Annotated in this window: 17 protein-coding genes; 13 read left to right on the top strand and 4 right to left on the bottom strand. The window is 70.4% G+C overall.

Annotated elements, in window-relative coordinates:
- From D7X74_RS43130 to D7X74_RS27155, 11 genes are all read left to right on the top strand, one after another.
- Window positions 1–530, top strand: a 530-nt coding sequence (locus tag D7X74_RS43130) for a hypothetical protein (protein ID WP_199741904.1), incomplete at its 5' end; no start/stop codon positions are given.
- Between the two features lie 15 nt (window positions 531–545).
- Window positions 546–806 (top strand): acyl carrier protein, encoded by a 261-nt coding sequence (locus D7X74_RS27200; RefSeq protein ID WP_120535920.1) that lies wholly within the window; start codon window positions 546–548, stop codon window positions 804–806.
- Between the two features lie 44 nt (window positions 807–850).
- Complete coding sequence (locus D7X74_RS27195) at window positions 851–2104, top strand: cytochrome P450 (RefSeq protein ID WP_199741903.1); 1254 nt, start codon at window positions 851–853, stop codon at window positions 2102–2104.
- A 7-nt stretch (window positions 2105–2111) separates the two neighbouring features.
- Window positions 2112–2681, top strand: a complete 570-nt coding sequence (locus D7X74_RS27190; protein WP_120535918.1) for an NADPH-dependent FMN reductase — start codon at window positions 2112–2114, stop codon at window positions 2679–2681.
- 147 nt (window positions 2682–2828) lie between these two features.
- Complete coding sequence (locus D7X74_RS27185) at window positions 2829–3308, top strand: hypothetical protein (RefSeq protein WP_120535917.1); 480 nt, start codon at window positions 2829–2831, stop codon at window positions 3306–3308.
- A gap of 154 nt (window positions 3309–3462) precedes the next feature.
- Complete coding sequence (locus D7X74_RS27180) at window positions 3463–4560, top strand: 6-phosphofructokinase (protein WP_120535916.1); 1098 nt, start codon at window positions 3463–3465, stop codon at window positions 4558–4560.
- Window positions 4561–4580: 20 nt separating this feature from the next.
- Window positions 4581–6644, top strand: coding sequence for a serine/threonine-protein kinase (locus D7X74_RS27175; protein ID WP_120535915.1), 2064 nt, complete (start codon window positions 4581–4583; stop codon window positions 6642–6644).
- Window positions 6641–7630, top strand: a complete 990-nt coding sequence (locus D7X74_RS27170) for a tetratricopeptide repeat protein (RefSeq protein WP_120535914.1) — start codon at window positions 6641–6643, stop codon at window positions 7628–7630. The genes D7X74_RS27175 and D7X74_RS27170 overlap by 4 nt, the downstream gene beginning before the upstream one ends.
- Window positions 7631–7650: 20 nt before the next feature.
- Entirely contained in the window at window positions 7651–9549 is a 1899-nt protein-coding gene (locus tag D7X74_RS27165) for a sigma 54-interacting transcriptional regulator (RefSeq protein WP_120535913.1), read from the top strand.
- Window positions 9550–9570: 21 nt separating this feature from the next.
- Window positions 9571–10155 carry a hypothetical protein gene (locus D7X74_RS27160; RefSeq protein WP_120535912.1) on the top strand — a complete coding sequence of 195 codons (585 nt, stop codon included), beginning with the start codon at window positions 9571–9573 and terminating at the stop codon, window positions 10153–10155.
- Window positions 10152–11789: a carboxypeptidase-like regulatory domain-containing protein gene (locus D7X74_RS27155; RefSeq protein WP_233602272.1), complete on the top strand. Its 1638-nt coding sequence runs from the start codon at window positions 10152–10154 to the stop codon at window positions 11787–11789. Before D7X74_RS27160 ends, D7X74_RS27155 begins: the two co-directional genes overlap by 4 nt.
- A gap of 8 nt (window positions 11790–11797) precedes the next feature.
- On the opposite strand, the gene D7X74_RS27150 is transcribed toward D7X74_RS27155, so the two are convergent.
- The 3 genes from D7X74_RS27150 to D7X74_RS27140 all read right to left on the bottom strand — a co-directional run bounded on the left by D7X74_RS27150 (window position 11798) and on the right by D7X74_RS27140 (window position 14308).
- Window positions 11798–12313 carry a hypothetical protein gene (locus D7X74_RS27150; protein ID WP_199741902.1) on the bottom strand — a complete coding sequence of 172 codons (516 nt, stop codon included), beginning with the start codon at window positions 12311–12313 and terminating at the stop codon, window positions 11798–11800.
- A 100-nt stretch (window positions 12314–12413) separates the two neighbouring features.
- The gene (locus D7X74_RS27145) at window positions 12414–13394 is read right to left on the bottom strand and encodes a tol-pal system YbgF family protein (protein ID WP_233602271.1); all 981 of its coding nucleotides are present in this window, start codon (window positions 13392–13394) and stop codon (window positions 12414–12416) included.
- Window positions 13395–13570: 176 nt separating this feature from the next.
- Complete coding sequence (locus tag D7X74_RS27140) at window positions 13571–14308, bottom strand: hypothetical protein (RefSeq protein WP_233602270.1); 738 nt, start codon at window positions 14306–14308, stop codon at window positions 13571–13573.
- 342 nt (window positions 14309–14650) lie between these two features.
- Here D7X74_RS27140 and D7X74_RS27135 point away from each other — a divergent pair, with 342 nt between their 5' ends.
- Window positions 14651–15076, top strand: a complete 426-nt coding sequence (locus D7X74_RS27135; RefSeq protein WP_120535908.1) for a YciI family protein — start codon at window positions 14651–14653, stop codon at window positions 15074–15076.
- Here the strand turns inward: D7X74_RS27135 and mutL are convergent, their stop codons facing one another.
- Window positions 15077–16942 (bottom strand): DNA mismatch repair endonuclease MutL, encoded by a 1866-nt coding sequence (gene mutL, locus D7X74_RS27130; protein WP_120535907.1) that lies wholly within the window; start codon window positions 16940–16942, stop codon window positions 15077–15079. It abuts the gene before it with no gap.
- A gap of 102 nt (window positions 16943–17044) precedes the next feature.
- Here mutL and D7X74_RS27125 point away from each other — a divergent pair.
- A partial coding sequence (locus D7X74_RS27125) for an NAD-dependent epimerase/dehydratase family protein (protein WP_120535921.1) occupies window positions 17045–17764 on the top strand: 720 nt, incomplete at its 3' end.

Raw genomic sequence — 17764 nt, 5'->3', positions numbered from 1 at the left:
CCGACGCCCTCTTCCGCCTGGACGCGCCGCTGCCGCCCCTGCCCTTCGACAAGCTGGCCCTGAGTGGTGGCGGACAGGACGGGCTGGCCGGGTCGCTGCTGGAGGCACTGGACTCGCTGGGAGAAGCCGCCGCGACGCGACCGCTGCGCGACCGCCTGGAGTCCTTCGCCCGGGAGCTGGAGGTCCTCAGGCGCGAGGCCGCCGCGCTTCCGCCTCGGGAACTCACCGCAACTGCGTCGCCTGCCGCCTATGCCCTGACCACGCGCGCCATCACGCTGATGGCCGCGAGCGCCTGCGTCAACGTGTGGCGCCAGCAGGCCGATGATGCCTTCCTGGGAGATCCCGCGTGGCTGCTCGCGGCGCTGCACCGGCTGGACGTCTGGCGCGAACGGGCCCAGGGCCCCCTGCCGGAAGCCATCCGCAGCCGCCTCTTCGCGGAGCTGCACGCGCGCCATGAAGACGCGCGCACCTTCGATTTGAACCGGACACCGCTGTCGGGCTGGCGCCCACTGCCCGCCCCCCTCTCCTGACCGAAAGGATTCGCCATGCCGTCCCTGCCTTCCGCCGACGCCCTCAGCTCCTGGCTATCGTCCCGCATCGCCACCTACGTGCAGCGCCGTCCCGAGGACATCCGCGCGGACGTGCCACTGGCCGACTACGGCCTCGACTCCGTCTACGCGCTCACCCTCGCGGGCGACCTGGAGGACCACCTGGGCCTGTCGCTGGATCCGACCTTGATGTGGGACCACCCCACCATCGCCGGCCTCACCCAGGCGCTTCTCCAGGTGCTCGCCAGCGCCGCCTGAGCCGCGCCTCCCATCCTTCCTCCGCCACCCCGCTGGAGCCCCCGATGAAGCCTTCCCCAGAGCCCTCGATGACCGCCGCCTCCCTGCCGCCGCTGCCCACCGAGCGCAAGTGCCCATTCGACCCGCCTCCCGAATACAAGCGCCTGCGCGTCGAGCAGCCAATCACCCGCGTCGTCACGCCGCGCGGAGATCCGGCCTGGCTGGTGACGCGCCATGAGGACATCCGCGCCATCCTCACGGACCGCCGCTTCAGCTCCAGCCCGCTCGCCCCGGGATACCCGTCCTATGTGACGGGCAACGTGCCGCCCCCGCCCGGCTTCTTCATGCAGATGGACGCGCCGGACCACACCCGCCTGCGCGCGCTCGTCACGCGCGAGTTCATGGCCCGGCACATCGAATCCCTGCGCCCCCGGATGCAGGCGCTCGTGGATCAACGCGTGGAGGCGCTCCTGAAGCTTTCAGGCACGGTGGACCTCATCCGTGACTTCGCCCTGCCCACCGCGTCGCTGGTCATCTGCGAACTGCTCGGCGTGCCCTTCGAGGACGCGGGCTTCGTGCAGAACCGCACCGACGGCATCCTCGACCGCAGCCGCACCGCGAAGGAGTCGGAGACCTCCGCCATCGAGCTGATGGGCTACTTCGATCGCCTGGTGACGACGAAGGAGCAGGCCCCGGGCGACGACATCCTGGGCCGGCTCATCTCCGACACGTCCCGCGCGGAGAAGGTGTCCCACGCGGAGCTGGTCGGCATCGCCGCGCTGCTGATGCTGGGCGGCTACGACACCATGGCGCAGGTCATCGGCCTGGGCACCGTCACGCTGCTCCAGCATCCGGATCAGCTGGCGGACTTCCTGCGCGACGCGACGCTGGCGGACGCGCTCGTGGAAGAGCTCGTGCGCTACCTCACCGTCAACCACGCGGGCCTGCCGCGCGCGGCCACCGCCGACGTGGAGGTGGGCGGCCAGCTCATCCGCGAGGGCGAGGGGCTCATCGTCATGCTCAGCTCCGGCAACCGCGACGAGCAGGCCTTCCCCAACGCGGACGCCTTCGACATCCGCCGCGACTGCCGCCACCACGTCGGCTTCGGCCACGGCCTGCACCGCTGCATCGGCGCCACCTTCGCCCGCGCGGAGCTGGCCATCGTCTTCCGCACCCTCTTCGAGCGCATCCCCACGCTGCGCGTCGCCGTGCCCGTGCAGGAGCTGCCCTTCCGCCACGAAATGGTCCTCTATGGCCTCAAGCAACTGCCCGTGACATGGTCCGGGAATCCTGGGTCAGCTGGTTTCAAGGAGTCATGAGCACGCCATGAAGATCCTCGCCATTTCGGGGAGTCTGCGGAAGGTTTCCTCCAACACGGTGCTGCTCCGGGCCGCCATCCGGATGGCGCCGCCGGGGGTGGAGATCACGCTCTACGACGCGCTGGAGGACGTGCCGCCCTTCAACCCGGACAAGGACGATCTGGACAACGGCATCGCGCCCCCCGGAGTGCTGGCCTTCCGCGCCGCGCTCCAGGCCTGCGACGCGGTGCTCATCTCCAGCCCCGAGTACGCGCACGGCCTCTCCGGTGTGATGAAGAACGCGCTCGACTGGACGGTGGGCAGCGGCGAGTTCTCCTCCAAGCCCACCGCGCTCATCAACGCCTCGCCGCGCTCGCTGCACGCGCACGGGACGCTGATGGAGGTGCTGCGGACCATCACCTTCACGGACGTCATCGAGGGGCTGCTCCCCGTCCCGATGTCCGGCCGCAAGACGGATGAGGAGTCGCTCAGCGTGGACAAGGACATCGCGCCCGTCATCCGCCAGACGCTCGACGCGCTCATCAAGTCCGTCCAGCCCCCGGCGCCCGTGGAGCTGGCGCCCATCGGCGTGCGGTAGCAGGCCCCTGCCTCCAGGCCCGGCGTTTCCGTGGATCCACGGCGCCGGGTGCTTCCGGGCCCCGCCTTGAACGGCGTGCGGCCCGGCGAGCGCTCCTGTTTGAGCGTGTGACATCCCGGGCAGGCACCGGCTACGCTCGCTCGCGAGATGACTCCTGCCGTCCGGGCCGACATGGAAGCACGTGCCGACCGCGCCTTGCGCCGGGGTGAGCTGGTCGAGGCGTTCGAGCTGTTCGAGGACCTGTCGCGCGCCTTTCCCCAGGAAGAGGCCCTGACGCTCAAGCTCGCCCACCTGCGCGAATCCCTCCAGCCCCAGGAGCTGCAGCACCTGCGCAACCGCGTGCGCGAACCCCAGCGGCTTCCGTTGGGACCGCCCTCGGCCATGCAGGAGGGCGAGCGCCTCTTCACCCTGGGTGACTACGTGGGCGCCGCCGCCGCCTACCGCCGCGCGCTCCAGGAACGTCCGGGCAATGAATTGGTCCAGGAACGTCTGGGAGAGTTGTACCGGATGGCCCGCGAGATGCCCGTGCAGTCCCCCACCGACAAGGCCCTGCCCCCCCAGAAGGAGGACCGGCTCCAGGCCCTCCTGGACCGGCTGGCCTCCCGGCGCCGCCTCAAGCGCGACTGAGGGGCGTCCCCCTCGTCCGTGCGAGCGGAGATCCGACGCGATGCGTGATTCGTGCGTTGCGCACCCTGGAGGTGGCACCTACTATCCGCACCGACGTTGCTGTCATAGTGTCGCCCGCCCCTACTGACACCCACGTCCGACTTTTCCTGGCCCTATGACCCGACCTCTCCGACTTGGAGTCCTCACCGGCGGTGGCGACTGCCCGGGACTCAATGCGCTCATCCGAGGCCTCGTCCGGCGGGGCGCGCACGAATTCGGCCATTCGTTCGTCGGCATCGAGAACGGCTTCATGGGGTTGATGGAGCCGGAGCTCGTCCGCCCGCTGGGCGTGGAGGACACGCGCGGCATCCTGCCCAAGGGCGGCACCATCCTGGGCACGTCCAACAAGGCGAACCCGTTCGCCTACCCGGTGCGTGAGGGCGCGGCGTGGGTGGAGCGGGACTTGTCGGACCAGGCGGTGCGCCGCTGCAAGGAGCTGGCGCTGGACGGGCTGGTGGCCATTGGCGGGGACGGCACGCTGTCCATCGCGCACCGGCTGGCGGAGAAGGGGCTGAAGGTCGTCGGGTGTCCGAAGACCATCGACAACGACTTGTCCGGCACGGACCAGACGTTCGGGTTCGACACCGCTCGGCTCATCGTCACGGAGGCGTTGGACCGGCTGCACTCCACCGCGGAGTCGCATGACCGCGTGATGGTGGTGGAGATCATGGGCCGCCACGCGGGCTTCCTCACGCTGGAGAGCGGCATCGCGGGCGGCGCGGACCTCATCCTCATCCCGGAGATTCCTTACCGCGTGGAGGCGGTGCTGGAGACGCTGCGTCGCCGGGCCACGCGCAGGCGCAGCTTCTCCATCATCGCCATCTCCGAGGGCGCCTACCCGGAAGGCGGCGCGCTGTCGGTGGTGGCGCAGGCGGCGGACATCCCGGGCCGGGGCGTGGTGCGGCTGGGCGGATCCGGCAAGGTGTGCGCGGATTTGCTCGCCAGCCACATCGATGCGGAGATTCGTGTCACGGTGCTCGGTCACCTGCAGCGCGGTGGCAGCCCGAGCGCGGCGGACCGCGTGTTGGCGACGCGCTACGGCTGCAAGGTGCTGGACCTGGTGCGGGATGGGGAGTGGGGGCACATGGTGGCGCTGCGGAACAACGAGATCGTCAGCGTTCCGCTGAGCGAGTCGCGCAAGGAGCGCCGGGTGGATCCCCAGGGTGACCTGGTGCGTTTCGCGCGGAGCATGGGCATCGGTTTCGGGGACTGAGGGAGGAAGCGCACCACGTCATGTCGCTCGTCGGCCGCCATATCGGTCGCTATCGCATCCTGGAGGAGCTGGGCTCCGGGGGCATGAGCGTCGTGTACAAGGGGCTCGACACCGCCCTGGACCGGGAGGTCGCGGTCAAGGTGCTGCACCCGCACCTGGCCGGCAAGGACGAGTCCCGGCGGAGGCTTGCCCGCGAGGCGCGCGCCGTCGCGAAGCTGCACCATCCGAACATCCTGGAGGTCTTCGACTTCTCCTCGGCGGAGGCGCACGACGCCTTCATCGTCACCGAGTACATCCGCGGCCGCACGCTCAAGACGTACCTGGACGACGGGCCGATGGAGCCGCCCGAGCTGGCGGCGATGATCATTCACGAGCTGGCGGCGGCGCTGGCGCACGCGCACGAAGCGGGCGTCATCCACCGCGACCTGAAGCCGGAGAACGTCATGGTGCGCGAGGACGGGGTCCTCAAGCTCATGGACTTCGGCATCGCGCGGCTCCTGGACATCGAGGACCGGATGACGGTGACGGGGGCGCTGGTGGGTTCGCCCGCGCACATGTCGCCGGAGATCATCGAGGGCCTGGAGGCCGGGCCGGAGGCGGACGTCTTCAGCCTGGGCATCATGTTCTACGCGCTGATGACGGGCCGGCTGCCGTTCACCGCGTCCAACACCACCGCGACGCTCAAGCGCATCCTGGATGGGACGTACGAGGATCCGCGCCGCCGCGTGCCCGCGCTGTCGGACGAACTGGCGGAGATCTGCGCGACGTGCCTCCAGCGGGATCCGCAGCGGCGCTATCCGAACGCGGGCAAGCTGCGCGACGCGCTGGCGGATGCGCTCGCGGGGCTGGGGTTCTCCCGAGTGGGCGAGGAGCTGATCTCCTTCTTCGCGGATCCGCCGTCGTACCAGCGGCTCGCGCGCCAGCGCATCGTCGCGGCGCTGTTGGAGCGCGGAGAGCGGCAGCTCCAGGAGAAGCGCACGCCGCGCGCGCTGGCGTGCCTGAACCATGTGCTCGCGCTGGACGCGACGAACGCGCGGGCGCTCGGGCTGCTCAAGGGCATCCAGCGTCAGCAGCGGCGGCGCACGTGGCGGCGGCGGGGACTGCGAGCGGGCATCGGCGTGGGCGTGGCGCTCGCGCTGGGCCTGGGCGGGTGGCATTGGAACCGCGTGCGCCAGGAGCCCGCGGGCGCGGGCGCACAGGGCGGATCCAGGGGTGCGCCCACGGGTTCGCAGGCTGCGAGCGGAGCTACCGGCACGCCCAATGGTTCGCAGGGCGTGGGCGGAGCCAATGGCGCGCCCAACGGATCAGCCATCGCGGGAGCACCCACTGGACCGCAGGGAGCAGGCGGCTCCCCCACCGGTCCGCAGGGCGTGGGTGGATCCACCGGCGCGGCCTCGGGTTCGGACCCCACGGGCCCGCAGGCTCCGAGCGGGCCGGCGACATCCGGACGCGACACCCTCGTCCCCCCGCTCAACCCCGACGCGACGCCCCGCGCGCCGAACGGCACCACCGCTGCGGAGCGTCCTCCCACCGGGCTCCCCTCCTCCACCGAGCGCACCCCGCGACAGCCCCTCGTCGCCAGCGTCGAGCCCACGGACGACCCCGCGACGAAGCACGCGCGTGCGGGCCGGCTGCCCGTGTCCATCCTCGTGCGGCCCTACGGCTCCATCCGCGTGGACGGCGGCCCGGCCAGCCCCCAGCAGCTCGCGCAGCACGACGTGCACGTGGCGCCGGGCCCGCACACCATCATCGTCTCCTGCGGCTACTGCGAGGACGCGACGGAGACCATCGACGTGAAGCCCGAGGGCGAGAATGTCTTCCGCCTCCGCGCCCTGCTCAAGCCCTCGCAGCTCACCATGGACTACCAGCCGCCGGACGCCATCGTGCGCGTGGGCGACGTGGAGCGCTCCGCCCGCGACAGCATCCAGCAGCCCTTCGACATCCGCTCCCCCCGGGGCCCCGCGAGCTTCCAGCACCGCGTGGAGGTGGAGATCTCCTCGCCCGGGTACAAGACGGAGAAGCGCGTCGTGCTGCTGGAGCCGGGCAAGCCCACCACCCTGCGCGGGAGCCTGAAGCCCGAATGAGCCGTGGCCCGCTGCTCATCGTCCTGCTCGTGCTGGCCCTGCTGGGCCCCGCGTCCGCGCGCGCGCAGATGGGCAGCGCGGATCCGGAGGTCGCCGCCCTGCGCTCCTCCTTCGAATACGGCAAGTACGCGGAGGTGCTGGAGCGCGCGGGCCAGCGCATCGACCGGGGCGACCTGCCCGAAGAGGACCTCGTGGAGCTGCACAAGCTCGCGGGCCTGTCCGCCTTCAACCTGAACCGCACCGAGGAGGCCGAGCGCCACCTGCGCGCTGTGCTCCGGTTGGATCCCGACTTCAGCCTGGATCCCTTCGTCGTCCCGCCCCCGGCCGTCGCCTTCTTCGAGGACCTGAAGAACCAGATGTCCGGCGAGCGCGACTTCCTCCGCCAGGAACAGCGCCTGCGCCTGGAGCGAGAGAAGACGGAGGCCGAGCGCCGTGAACAGGAGCGCGTCGCCCTGGAGACCCAGCGCCGCCGCGCGGAGGAGCTGGCCCGCCAGGTCACCGTGCGCACCGTGGAGAAGCGCAACTTCCTGGTCAACTTCGTCCCGTTCGGCGCCGGTCAGTTCCAGCAAGGCCGCAACAGCATGGGCATCGTCTTCGCGGCCACGGAAGGCGCGCTCGCCGTCACGAGCATCATCGCGTTCTTCGCGTACGACTCGCTCTTCGAGGAGCGGTTCATCACCCTGGACAACGTCCTGGACGAGGACGGCCGCGCCTCCATCCCGGTGCGCTTCATCCCCACCGACCGCGCCCGGCAGGCGGACACCTGGCAGTTCCTGCGACTGGCGTCCGCCACCGGCTTCTACACCGTGTACACGCTGGGCGTGGTGGACGCGATCTACCACCACGAGGATCAGGTGGTGACCAGCACCACCGTGGAATCCCGCCCCGAGCCGAAGCCTCCCGCCGTCTCCATGGTTCCGCCCCCGCGCCTGCGGCTCTACTCCACCCGGGGTGGGCTGGGCGCCGGTCTCTCTCTCACGTTCTAGCCCCGGACACCCTCCCGCTTATGGCCAGCCTCACCGTCCGCACCCCCGATGGAAAGGTCCGCACGGTCTCCCTGCTCAAGCGCATCACCAGCCTGGGACGTGGACCCGACAACGACGTGCCCCTGGAGGACACCAGCGTTCCTCCCAACGCCCTGCACGTCACCTACGACGGCACCCGCTACGAAGTGGGCAGCCTGGGCGCCACCTTCCACGTCAATGGCAAGCGGCGCGACAACCACGCGCTGTCCACCGGCGACGTGGTCAAGGTGGGCGGCACCGAGCTCACCTTCTCCCGCGAGGACGCCCCCCGCGAGTCCGTGCGCCGCGAGGTCCCCGAGCGCGAAGTGTCCCTCTCCGCTGGCGCCGCCCAGTCCTCGGACTCGCACACGTCCGAGCTGCCCGGCGTGGCGGGCCGCGAGCTCGTGCTGCTCAAGCGGCTGACCGCGTTCAGCGAGCGGCTCTCCGGCACCTACGACGTGGACCGCATCCTGGAGAGCCTGCTGGACGAGGCCATCGAGGTGACGCGCGCCGACAAGGGCTTCCTCATCCTGATGGAGAGCGGCGAGCCGCGCGTGAAGGCCGCGCGCAACGTGGCGCGAGAGAACATCGAGGACGCGGTGGAGAAGCTGTCCGACTCCATCATCTCCAAGGTGGTGAAGGACCAGCGCGCCATCATCGTCGCGGACGCGCTGGACGCCCCGGAGTTCAAGGCCAGCGAGTCGGTGGTGAACCTCAAGGTCCACTCCGTCATGTGCGTGCCCGTGATGCACAAGGGCGACCTGTTCGGCGTGCTCTACGTGGGCAACGACAGGCTGGTGAACCGCTTCGAACCCAAGAGCCTGGACATGCTCACGGTGTTCGCGGCGCAGGCGTCGCTGCTGTTGCAGAACGCGCTGCTCGTCAACGACCTGAAGCTCGACAACACGGAGCTGCGCCGCAAGCTGGAGGACCAGCGCTACGGCGACATCGTGGGCGCCTGTCAGGGCATGCGGGACGTGTACAAGCGCATCGACAAGATCGCCCCCACGGACATCTCCGTGCTGATCACCGGCGAGACGGGCACCGGCAAGGAGCTCATCGCCCGGGAGATCCACCGCCGCTCGCCGCGCACCAAGGGCCCCTTCATCACGGTGAACTGCGGCGCCATCCCGGAGAACCTGCTGGAGAGCGAGCTGTTCGGTCACGCCAAGGGCGCCTTCACCGGCGCGGTGGCCACCCGGCCCGGCAAGTTCCAGGCGGCCATCGGCGGCACCCTCTTCCTGGACGAAATCGGGGAGATGCCGCTCCAGCTCCAGGTGAAGCTCTTGCGCGCCCTCCAGGACAAGATCGTCTACAAGGTCGGCGAGAACCGCGGCGAACCGGTGGACATCCGCGTGGTGGCCGCGACGAACAAGATTCTGGAGGAAGAGGTCAAGCGCAACGCGTTCCGCGAGGACCTCTACTACCGCCTCAACGTCGTCACCGTGAAGCTGCCGCCCCTGCGCGAGCGCGGCGAGGACGTCATCGTCCTGGGCCGCTTCTTCCTGCAGAAGTACTCGCGCGAGTTCAGCGCCAAGGCCCGCGGCTTCACGCCCGCCGCCGCCGTGGCGATGAAGAAGTACGGCTGGCCCGGCAACATCCGCGAGCTGGAGAACCGCCTGAAGAAGGCGGTGGTGCTGGCGGACAAGCCGCTGCTGGGCCCGGACGACCTGGACCTCAAGCCGGAGAACCTGGAGCCCATCATGCCGCTGCTCCAGGCCAAGGAAGAGTTCCAGAAGCGTTACATCAACGAGGTGCTGGCCCGGAACAACGGCAACCGCACCAAGACGGCCAAGGACCTGGGCGTGGATCCGCGCACCATCTTCCGCCACCTGGAGAAGCTGGAGGCGGAGAAGACGGGCCGTCCCCTGCCCCCCGAGGAGGGCGAGGAACTGCTGTAGACTCCAGCCCCGCTTCCCACCATGCATCCGCACGCGACGCGAAAGCCCCGGGGCATCCTCAAGCCACTGTTGGCGGGCCTGGGCGCAGCTTCGCTCGCGGTGGGCTCCGGCTGCCTCATCCCCCAGGACGAGGCCCTGCTGGAGGGCGTGCCGGAGTTCAAGAACCGGCCGCCGCGCATCGTGGAGGAGCAGGTGGAGCCCTTCGAGCGCATCCTGCGCGCCTTCGGCGTGGGCACCTGCACGCAGGACTTCAGCGTGGTGGTGGAGGACCCGGACGTGGACGACCGCCTCACGGTGGAGTGGTACGTGGACTACAACCCGTCCGATCCCGTGGGCTTCTACCGGCAGATCGTCCTGGCCAACACCGGCCAGCCCCGCCGCGATGACCGGGGCACGCTGCGCATGGACCTGCGCTCGGCCAACAACCCGCTGGCCACGCCGGGCATCCACCTGGTGGAGGCGCTGGTGACGGACCGGCACCTCACCAACCGCCAGCCGGATCCACCCGAAGAAGTGTTCCTCGCGGACGGCGGCCTCGTGAAGAACCCGGGCTTCGTCACCTCGTACTCGTGGGTGGTGAACACCGTGCAGGGGGACTGCCAGTGAGGCGCGCGCTCCGGACCCTGGCCCTGGCGCTCTGGGTGTCGGGGGCCGGATGTGGCCTGCTCCCCGAGGACGAGCCGCCGGATCAGCTGGTGTGCCGCTCCGACGCGGAGTGCTTCTCGGGCCAGGTGTGCTTCGTGGACGGCTGCGGCAACCCCGGTGGCGACATCGTCGTGGAGGTGCAGGCCCACCCCCAGGCGGGGCTGCACGCGCAGGACTTCCCGGTGGACCGGCTGCGTCCGGAGCAGAACCTGGAGCTGTTCAGCCCCGTGCGCCTCCGGGGCCAGGTGTCGCGGGGCACGGTGCCCACCGCGGACGGAGGCACGGCCCCGGCCGCCTACCACGACCCCGTCCACCTGCTGGCCACCGGGGAGAGTCGCCTCATCCCGGGCGTCGCGCGGCGGTATGAAACGACGCTCGCCCCGGAAAACGGTACGTGGACGCTGCCCGTGGGCAGCGGCGACTACACGGTGACGCTCACGCCGGTGGACCCCACCCTGCCCCCGCTGCTGCGCACCACGTCGGTGGATCCGGGCAGCGGCGGCATGGTGACGTTCGAGCTTCCCGCGCAGGGCCGGCTCGTGTCGCTCTCGGGGACGCTGGTGCTCCAGGGCACCCAGCGCGTGGACGCGGACCTGGAGGTGCAGGCGCTGGATGAGCTGCTGCGCCCCCTGTCCCAGCGCGCGCGCATCACCCGGTCCACGGGCGCGTTCCAACTGGCGCTGAGCCTGGAGGACGCGTCGCGTGCCACGGTGCTCCTGCGCGTGTCGCCGGTGAACGCCGGGGACCTGCTGCCCTCGAAGACCTTCGTGGTGGCGCCATCCAACGGCCCCCTCGCGCCGCTGGAGCTGGGCAACCCCGGCACGCCGGTGCGCGTGGAGGGCCGCGTGCTGGAGGGCGTCTACTCGGCGCCCATCGCCGGGGCCCGCGTCTCCCTCCAGGGCCGGGTGAACGGCGGCGGCACCTTCCAGGGCGTGCCCGTGCTGACGGACAAGGACGGCCGCTACCAGCTCCTGTCCCTGCCCGGCGCTCCCGACGGGCTGCTCACGCTGGTCGTCGTCCCACCGCCCACGTCCACGGCGCGCATCACGCTCCAGCCGGTGACGGTCCCCGCGCAGGACACCACCCTGCCGGAGGTGAAGTGTCCTTCGCGCATGACCGTGACGGGCACCGTGCGTCAGCCCGACGGCAGCAACGCCGCGTCGGGCGTGCGCATCGTGGTGGAGCCGGTGGGAGCCCTGTCCGGCTGGCCCCAGTCCCCCATGGGCTTCGAGGTCCCCATCACCACCGACGCGCGAGGCGGCTTCCAGTTGGCGTTGGATCCGGGCGAGTACCGGCTGGACTTCCTGCCCGGGGAGAACCTGCCGCGCGTCAGCCGCTTCGTCACCGTGCCGCCCCAGACCCAGGAGGAGGAGCGGCTGGAGCTGGTGCCCTTCACGCTGTCGCGGGGACGTTCGTTGAGTGGCCGCATCACCCTGCCGCCGGATCCCGCGCTGGCGCCGGACGGCATCGCGGCGAACGCGTCCGTGCGCTTCTTCCGCGTGGTGACGGTGGCGGGCCGCCCCGCGTCCCTGCTGCTGGCGCAGACGGTGTCCGACAGCACGGGGAGATACTCCACCGTGCTGCCCACGCGCTGAAGACCGCTTCAGGGCAGCTTGTTGTTGTTGTTCCGGCGCGCGGTGTCGAAGGCTGCGTGCAGCGCGTCCACCGCGCCGCCCACCTCGCCCGCGTACTGCACCGCGTGGATGGTGTAGAGGTCCTGCACCTTCCCGAGCTGCTTGTAGACGGCTCTCAGCTCCGCGCGGGCGGGGTCACGCGAGTCCAGCGCGCACTCGGACTCGGACTTGCGCAGGCGCGCCAGCCACTCGGTGCGGTAGCGCATCCACTCCTGGTCGACCTTGCGCGCGGGCAGCACGTGCACGAGCTTCTCGCGCTCGGCCTCCAGGTCCTTCCAGTGGCCATCCGCGGCGTCCAGACACTCGCGCACGGTGAGCGGCGGAGTCACGGCCGGGGGTCGCTCGGGCGTCATCGCCGCCACGGAGTGCCCCACGTTCCAGATCATCCACAGCGAGAACAGCGTGGACAGCGTGATGTGGACCCCATACGCGGCGCCACGGAAGCGGCGGAAGCGGGGGTCTTTCCGGGGTTCGGGAGCGGACACGGGGTCCAGGTCTTACGACCCTGGACCCCGGGTGGCAATGCTTCCGTTTCCCGCCGTCCAGGGGAGGACGCCCCCTGGAGACGGCACCGGGAATTACCGGTTACTGGCCCGCGGGGGCGGCCGTCTGGGCCGCCGGAGCCGCCGGGACCGCCGCGCCAGGAACGCCCGCGGGCGCCGCGGCGTCACCGCCGGAGGCCGCGCGCTTGGCGGACGAGAGCCGGCCGCGGAACTGCGACAGGTACTGGGTGGCCGGGTACGTGGCCAGCGCGTCGCGCACCGTGTCCGCCGCCTTATCGTACGCGCCCGTCTCCTGGTACGACTGGGCGAGCAGCAGCATGGCGTAGTCGCGCGTCTTGGACTTCTTGTCGCCTTCCACGAAGCGGGCCAGCAGCGGCACCGCCTTGTCGTGCTGGCGCAGCTGGTTGTAGGCCGTGCCCAGGAAGAAGGACGCGTCCAGCGCATCCGCCTCACCGGGGTTCATGGCGAGGAAGCGCGACAGGTCCGACACCACCGCGTTCATCTCATTGCGGCGGAAGGCCTGCTTGCCGCGCTCGAAGGCGGCGTCGCCCGTCTCGCGGCGCAGGTTGGCGGCGCGGTCATTGAGGGCCTGGCGCTCCAGCGAGGACAGCCGCTGCGTGTCCAGCTTCACCAGCGCGTCGATGCCCTTGAGGCGCTCGTCACCGGGCAGCGTGGTCATCATCTTGTAGACCTCACCCGCGGCGCGCTGGGCCGTCAGGTGCGCGGTGGCGTCGCCCCGCTGCTTCTCCAACTGGGTGCTCAGGTCCGCGACCTGCTTCTCCAGCCGCTCGCGCTCGCTGGTGGAGCTGGAGCTGCGCGCGCCACTCACCAACACGGCGCCACCGACGGCGAGAATCACGAACAGCGCGTAGGCCACCGCCGAGGAGATCCACTGCCGCTTCTGGAAGTCCTCGTGACGCTTGCCGACCGCCTTCACCTCCGCGTGGAGGTTCTTCAGCAGGTTGTCCGTCTTGATGACGAGGTTGCGCGATTCGATGACTTCCCGGCGAAGCTCTGAGAGCTCCTTCTCGAGATCGGTCTTCGGCGTTTCAGAGGGGGGCATGGACATCTTCCTGGGACCGGAAATGACTTCGGCCGACTCACGCATGCTAGGGGACTCTCCTGGATGAGGGGCGGGTTCTTTTTCCGCTCCCCAACAGAGTTCTTGGCCAGCCTCATTCCCCGATCGCCTGGATGCCTGCGTGCCTGCCTGCCCGGATCACCGTGTCCTGGGAGTGACTAGAACGTCGGCATTGGCCGCGAGGGATCCGGTGGGAACGTATAAGTCACGCCCAGCGAGAACCAGTTGCCGCCGTTGCTGAAGCTGAAGGGGCCCTTGAAGTTCGTCGCGTCGGGGGACTCCACCGGACCGCGCAGGAACATCAGGCGGTATTCGGCGGTGATGCCCCACTTCGCGGACAGTCGCAGCGTGGCGCCGAGCGACCCCACCCAGGCCTGACCCACGTTCTCCTGAAGGGTCGAGCCCTCGCGCCTGGAGGAGATGACGGCGGGCCCGGTGTGCAGGCCCACGAAGGGCACCAGCCCCTGCGGCCCGATGTCCAGCACGCCCTGGAAGCGCAGGCCCACGAGCAGGCCGTACGCGAGCGTGCTGACCTTGCGCGACACGGTGGTGCCATCGCTCTGGCCTTCCGTGAGGCGCAGGTTCTGGGTCGTGCCGAACAGGTCCAGGCCCAGCTCCACCAGGTCCGACACCGCGTACGCGAACGTCAGCGCGCCCACCGGGGCCCCGGAGGATTCCGGCGCGCGCTCCAGGCCGGAGCCAGGGCCCTTCGCGCCGTACCAGGCGTCATAGAGCGTGGCGTTGGAGGTCAGCCGGTAGCCGGCCTCCACGGTGATGCGGCCCACGCCGTCCAGGTTGTTGGGGGCATCGCCGCCGCCCTCATCCTGGGCGAAGGCGGGCGCGGCGATCAGGGCGAACAACAGGGGCGCACGGCGGAGCATCACGGAGGAGGACACGGATCTTTCTGCCGGCGCGGGCGCGCGCGGCCCGGTGCTACAGGCGTGTGGCACACCGTAGCCCCGACCCCTCTCGCGTCAAGATTCCGATTTGTGTCCCACGGAGTGGGACGCGCTCAGCCGAATCACCGGCCAGGGGAGCGACGGCCAGCACCGCGTTCGAGTAGGGATTCGACACCCCGTCGCCCTGGACGGCACGACGCAGGCCCAGAGGCGTCGCGTGTGCGGCATGCAGTGAACGATAGGGAAGATAAATCCGGTGTGTCGATCTCCCCTCCCCTCGTTCGACGCACCTATGAACCCCGCGGGAGGGCACACTTCCCGCCCACAGGAGGAAACACCATGCGTTTCATGATGATCGTGAAGGCCAGCCCCGAAAGCGAAGCCGGCAAGCTCCCCACCACCCAGGAACTCGAGGCCATGGGGAAGTACAACGAGGAGCTGGTGAAGGCCGGCATCCTGCTCGCCGGCGAAGGGCTCCATGCCAGCTCCAAGGGGACGCGGGTGCGCTTCTCGGGGAAGCAGACCACCGTGGTCGATGGTCCGTTCACGGAGACGAAGGAGCTGGTCGCCGGCTTCTGGATCATCGAGGTGAAGTCGAAGGAGGAGGCCGTCGCCTGGGCGCGGCGCGTCCCCTTCGTGGAGGGGGAGATCGAAATCCGCCAGGTGGCCTCCGCGGAGGACTTCGCGCCGAGCGACCCCACCGGCGAGCTGATGGCGCGTGAGGAGCAGCTGCGCGCGCAGGTGGAGCAGCGCGCGAAGTCCTGATCAGCGGGCGCGTCGCTCCAGCTCCAGCAGGGGCATCTCCAACACCACCACCGTGCCGTGCGTGCATGGTGGGGTGAAGTCCGCGCGGTCCAGCTCCCCCAGCAGCGCACGAAGCTGCGCGTCGGTGAGCGGCGTGGCGGAGGCCTGGCGAGCGGCGTGACAGGCCATCACGCGCACGGCCTCCGCGAGGCTCGTGACATCCAGCGGGGCGCTGCGGGGAGGCAGTGCGCGCGACAGGGCTTCCAGGAGCGCGCGCGGATCCACGCCCTCCAATCCCGGGGGCACCGACTTGAGCGCGATGGCCGTGCCGCCGAAGGGCTCCACGTCCACGCCCAGGAGGAGCAGGGCCTCGCGGCCGTCCACCAGCGCCTTCACCGCGGCCAGGGACAGCTCCACCGTGGTGCCGAACAGCGACGGCGCGGGCGCCTTCGCCCCGTCATCCAGCCGGCGCATGTACGCCGTGAGGCGGGCCCGCTCCAGCGCGGCGTGCGGATCCAACACCACCAGCGTACCGCCAGGGCCTTCGCAGACGTGGAAGCGGCTGCCCAGCATGCCCATGGGTCGCAGCGCGACGAAGTAGCCCGGAGGCGGCGCTTCGTTGAGCTGCGGTTGCGCCTCACCGAACCCGAGCGTGCGGCCCGGCATCGAGGGGCCCGGGAACGGCCCCGGAGCGCCTCCACCGGGAGGGGCGAAGTACGAAGGGCTCAGCGGACGCGCGGGCATGGAGGGCCCCGGGGCATCCATCGCGGTGGGCAGCGGCGCGCCCCAGGTGGCCTCCTGGGCGCGGGTGAGGAAGCGCTCCACGGCGTGCGCGTAGTGCGCGGCATCCCGGGGCTGCGGGTTGGCGGCTTGCTGTTCGGGCGTGCCCAGCCAGGGGGACGCACGGAGGACCCGCGTGAGGGCGGCGCTCACCGCGTCCTGCACGCCCCGGGCGTCGGCGAAGCGCACCTCCTGCTTCTGGGGGTGCACGTTGACGTCCACCGCGCGGGGCTCCACGTCGATGTGCAGCACCACCACCGGCTGCCGGCCCGCGGGCAGGAAGTCCTGGAACGCACGCTGCACGGTGCTGATGAGGCCGCGGTCGCGGATGTAGCGGCGGTTGACGAAGGTGTAGAGGCCGCGCGCGTTGGGCAGCGTGTACTCCGGTGACGCGAGGTAGCCCGTCACGCTCACGCCCAGCCGCCGCTCCTCCACCGGGAACAGGTGCGGGAAGGACGCGGGGCCCAGCGCCGCGGCGATGCGCTCGCGCGGATCATGTTCGCTGGCGGGACTGGCGAAGAGTTCGTGGCCTTCATGCGTGGCGAAGAAGCCGACCTCCGGGTGCGCCAACGCCAGGCGCACCACGGACTCCTCGCAGTGCTTGAGCTCGGTGGCGCCCTGCCGCATGAACTTGCGGCGCGCCGGCACGTTGAAGAACAGGTCCTCCACGGTGATGACGGTGCCCACGCGGGGCGGCGCGTCCTCCACCGTCGGGGGGCCTCCGCCCTCCACGTGGATCTTCGTGCCTTCGTGGGCCTCCGGCTCCGCGGTGTGCAGCGTGAAGCGCGACACGGAGGCGATGGCGGGGATGGCCTCGCCCCGGAACCCCATGGAGTCGATGTGGAACAGGTCGTCCAGTTCGCGCAGCTTGCTGGTCGCGTGGCGCTCCAGGCAGAGCGTGGCGTCCTCGCGGTTCATCCCATGGCCGTCGTCGGAGATGGTGATGCGGCCCACGCCGCCGCCCTCCAGCTCCACGCGCACGGTGCGCGCGCCGGCGTCGAGCGAGTTCTCGCACAGCTCCTTCACCACCGAGGCGGGGCGTTCCACCACCTCGCCGGCGGCGATCTTGTTGATGAGCACGTCGCTCAGGCGCGCGATTCGGGACATGGCGACCTTCGACCCTCCGCCACCTGGATGACGTTGTCCAGAACATCACGGGCGCGCTCGGCTGACATTCCGGGACGGCTGGGCTAACACCCGACCCTGCGAATGGAAGTGATCCGAGCAGGCAAGGGCCCGATGCGCATCGCGGTGACAGGCGCCAATGGCGACTACGGCAAGCTGCTCCTGCCGAGACTGGAAGCAGACCCGGCGGTGGAGAGCATCCTCGTGCTCGACACCAAGGAACCGGTAGGAACCCGCAAGGTCGAGTTCCACCGGGTGGACCTCACCCGCTACGACGCGGAGAGCGAACTGACGGACGCGCTCACGGAGCGGCCCGTGGACGCGCTCTTCCACCTGGCCTTCCTCTTCGGACCCATCCTTAACGGCCCGCTGGCGCACGAGCTGGAGGTCATCGGCACGATGAACGTGCTGACGGCGGTGGGCCGCGCGAAGCTGCCCCGGCTGGTGGTGCCATCGCTCACCGCGGCCTACGGGGCCCGGGGCAACAACCCCGCGCTGCTGCGGGAGAATTCGCCCCTGTTCGGCTGTCCGCACAGCCGGTTCGTGAACGACAAGGTGGAGGTGGAGGGGCAGGTGCGGGCCTTCCGCGAGCGGCACCCGGACACGCGCACGCTGGTGCTGAGATTCGCACCCCTGCTCGGTCGGAGCCTGGACAATCCAGCCACGCGCCTGCTGGCCCAGGCCGTGGTGCCTACGCTCCTGGGCTTCGACCCGCTCTGGCAGGCGGTGCACGAGGACGACGCGGGCCGGGCGCTGCACCTGGCCCTGAGGGCGGACGTGGCGGGGGAATTCAACATCGTGGGG

It is taken from the genome of Corallococcus sp. CA047B (genome assembly GCF_003612065.1).
Classification (GTDB): domain Bacteria; phylum Myxococcota; class Myxococcia; order Myxococcales; family Myxococcaceae; genus Corallococcus; species Corallococcus praedator.
This window is presented reverse-complemented; position numbering and strand designations above follow the sequence as displayed.

Bases quoted from the DNA above. Each gene is read 5' to 3' on its own strand.
- D7X74_RS27200 (WP_120535920.1), top strand. From the start codon at position 546: ATGCCGTCCCTGCCTTCCGCCGACGCCCTCAGCTCCTGGCTATCGTCC.
- D7X74_RS27195 (WP_199741903.1), top strand. From the start codon at position 851: ATGAAGCCTTCCCCAGAGCCCTCGATGACCGCCGCCTCCCTGCCGCCG.
- D7X74_RS27190 (WP_120535918.1), top strand. From the start codon at position 2,112: ATGAAGATCCTCGCCATTTCGGGGAGTCTGCGGAAGGTTTCCTCCAAC.
- D7X74_RS27185 (WP_120535917.1), top strand. From the start codon at position 2,829: ATGACTCCTGCCGTCCGGGCCGACATGGAAGCACGTGCCGACCGCGCC.
- D7X74_RS27180 (WP_120535916.1), top strand. From the start codon at position 3,463: ATGACCCGACCTCTCCGACTTGGAGTCCTCACCGGCGGTGGCGACTGC.
- D7X74_RS27175 (WP_120535915.1), top strand. From the start codon at position 4,581: ATGTCGCTCGTCGGCCGCCATATCGGTCGCTATCGCATCCTGGAGGAG.
- D7X74_RS27170 (WP_120535914.1), top strand. From the start codon at position 6,641: ATGAGCCGTGGCCCGCTGCTCATCGTCCTGCTCGTGCTGGCCCTGCTG.
- D7X74_RS27165 (WP_120535913.1), top strand. From the start codon at position 7,651: ATGGCCAGCCTCACCGTCCGCACCCCCGATGGAAAGGTCCGCACGGTC.
- D7X74_RS27160 (WP_120535912.1), top strand. From the start codon at position 9,571: ATGCATCCGCACGCGACGCGAAAGCCCCGGGGCATCCTCAAGCCACTG.
- D7X74_RS27145 (WP_233602271.1), bottom strand. From the start codon at position 13,394: ATGCCCCCCTCTGAAACGCCGAAGACCGATCTCGAGAAGGAGCTCTCA.
- D7X74_RS27135 (WP_120535908.1), top strand. From the start codon at position 14,651: ATGCGTTTCATGATGATCGTGAAGGCCAGCCCCGAAAGCGAAGCCGGC.
- mutL (WP_120535907.1), bottom strand. From the start codon at position 16,942: ATGTCCCGAATCGCGCGCCTGAGCGACGTGCTCATCAACAAGATCGCC.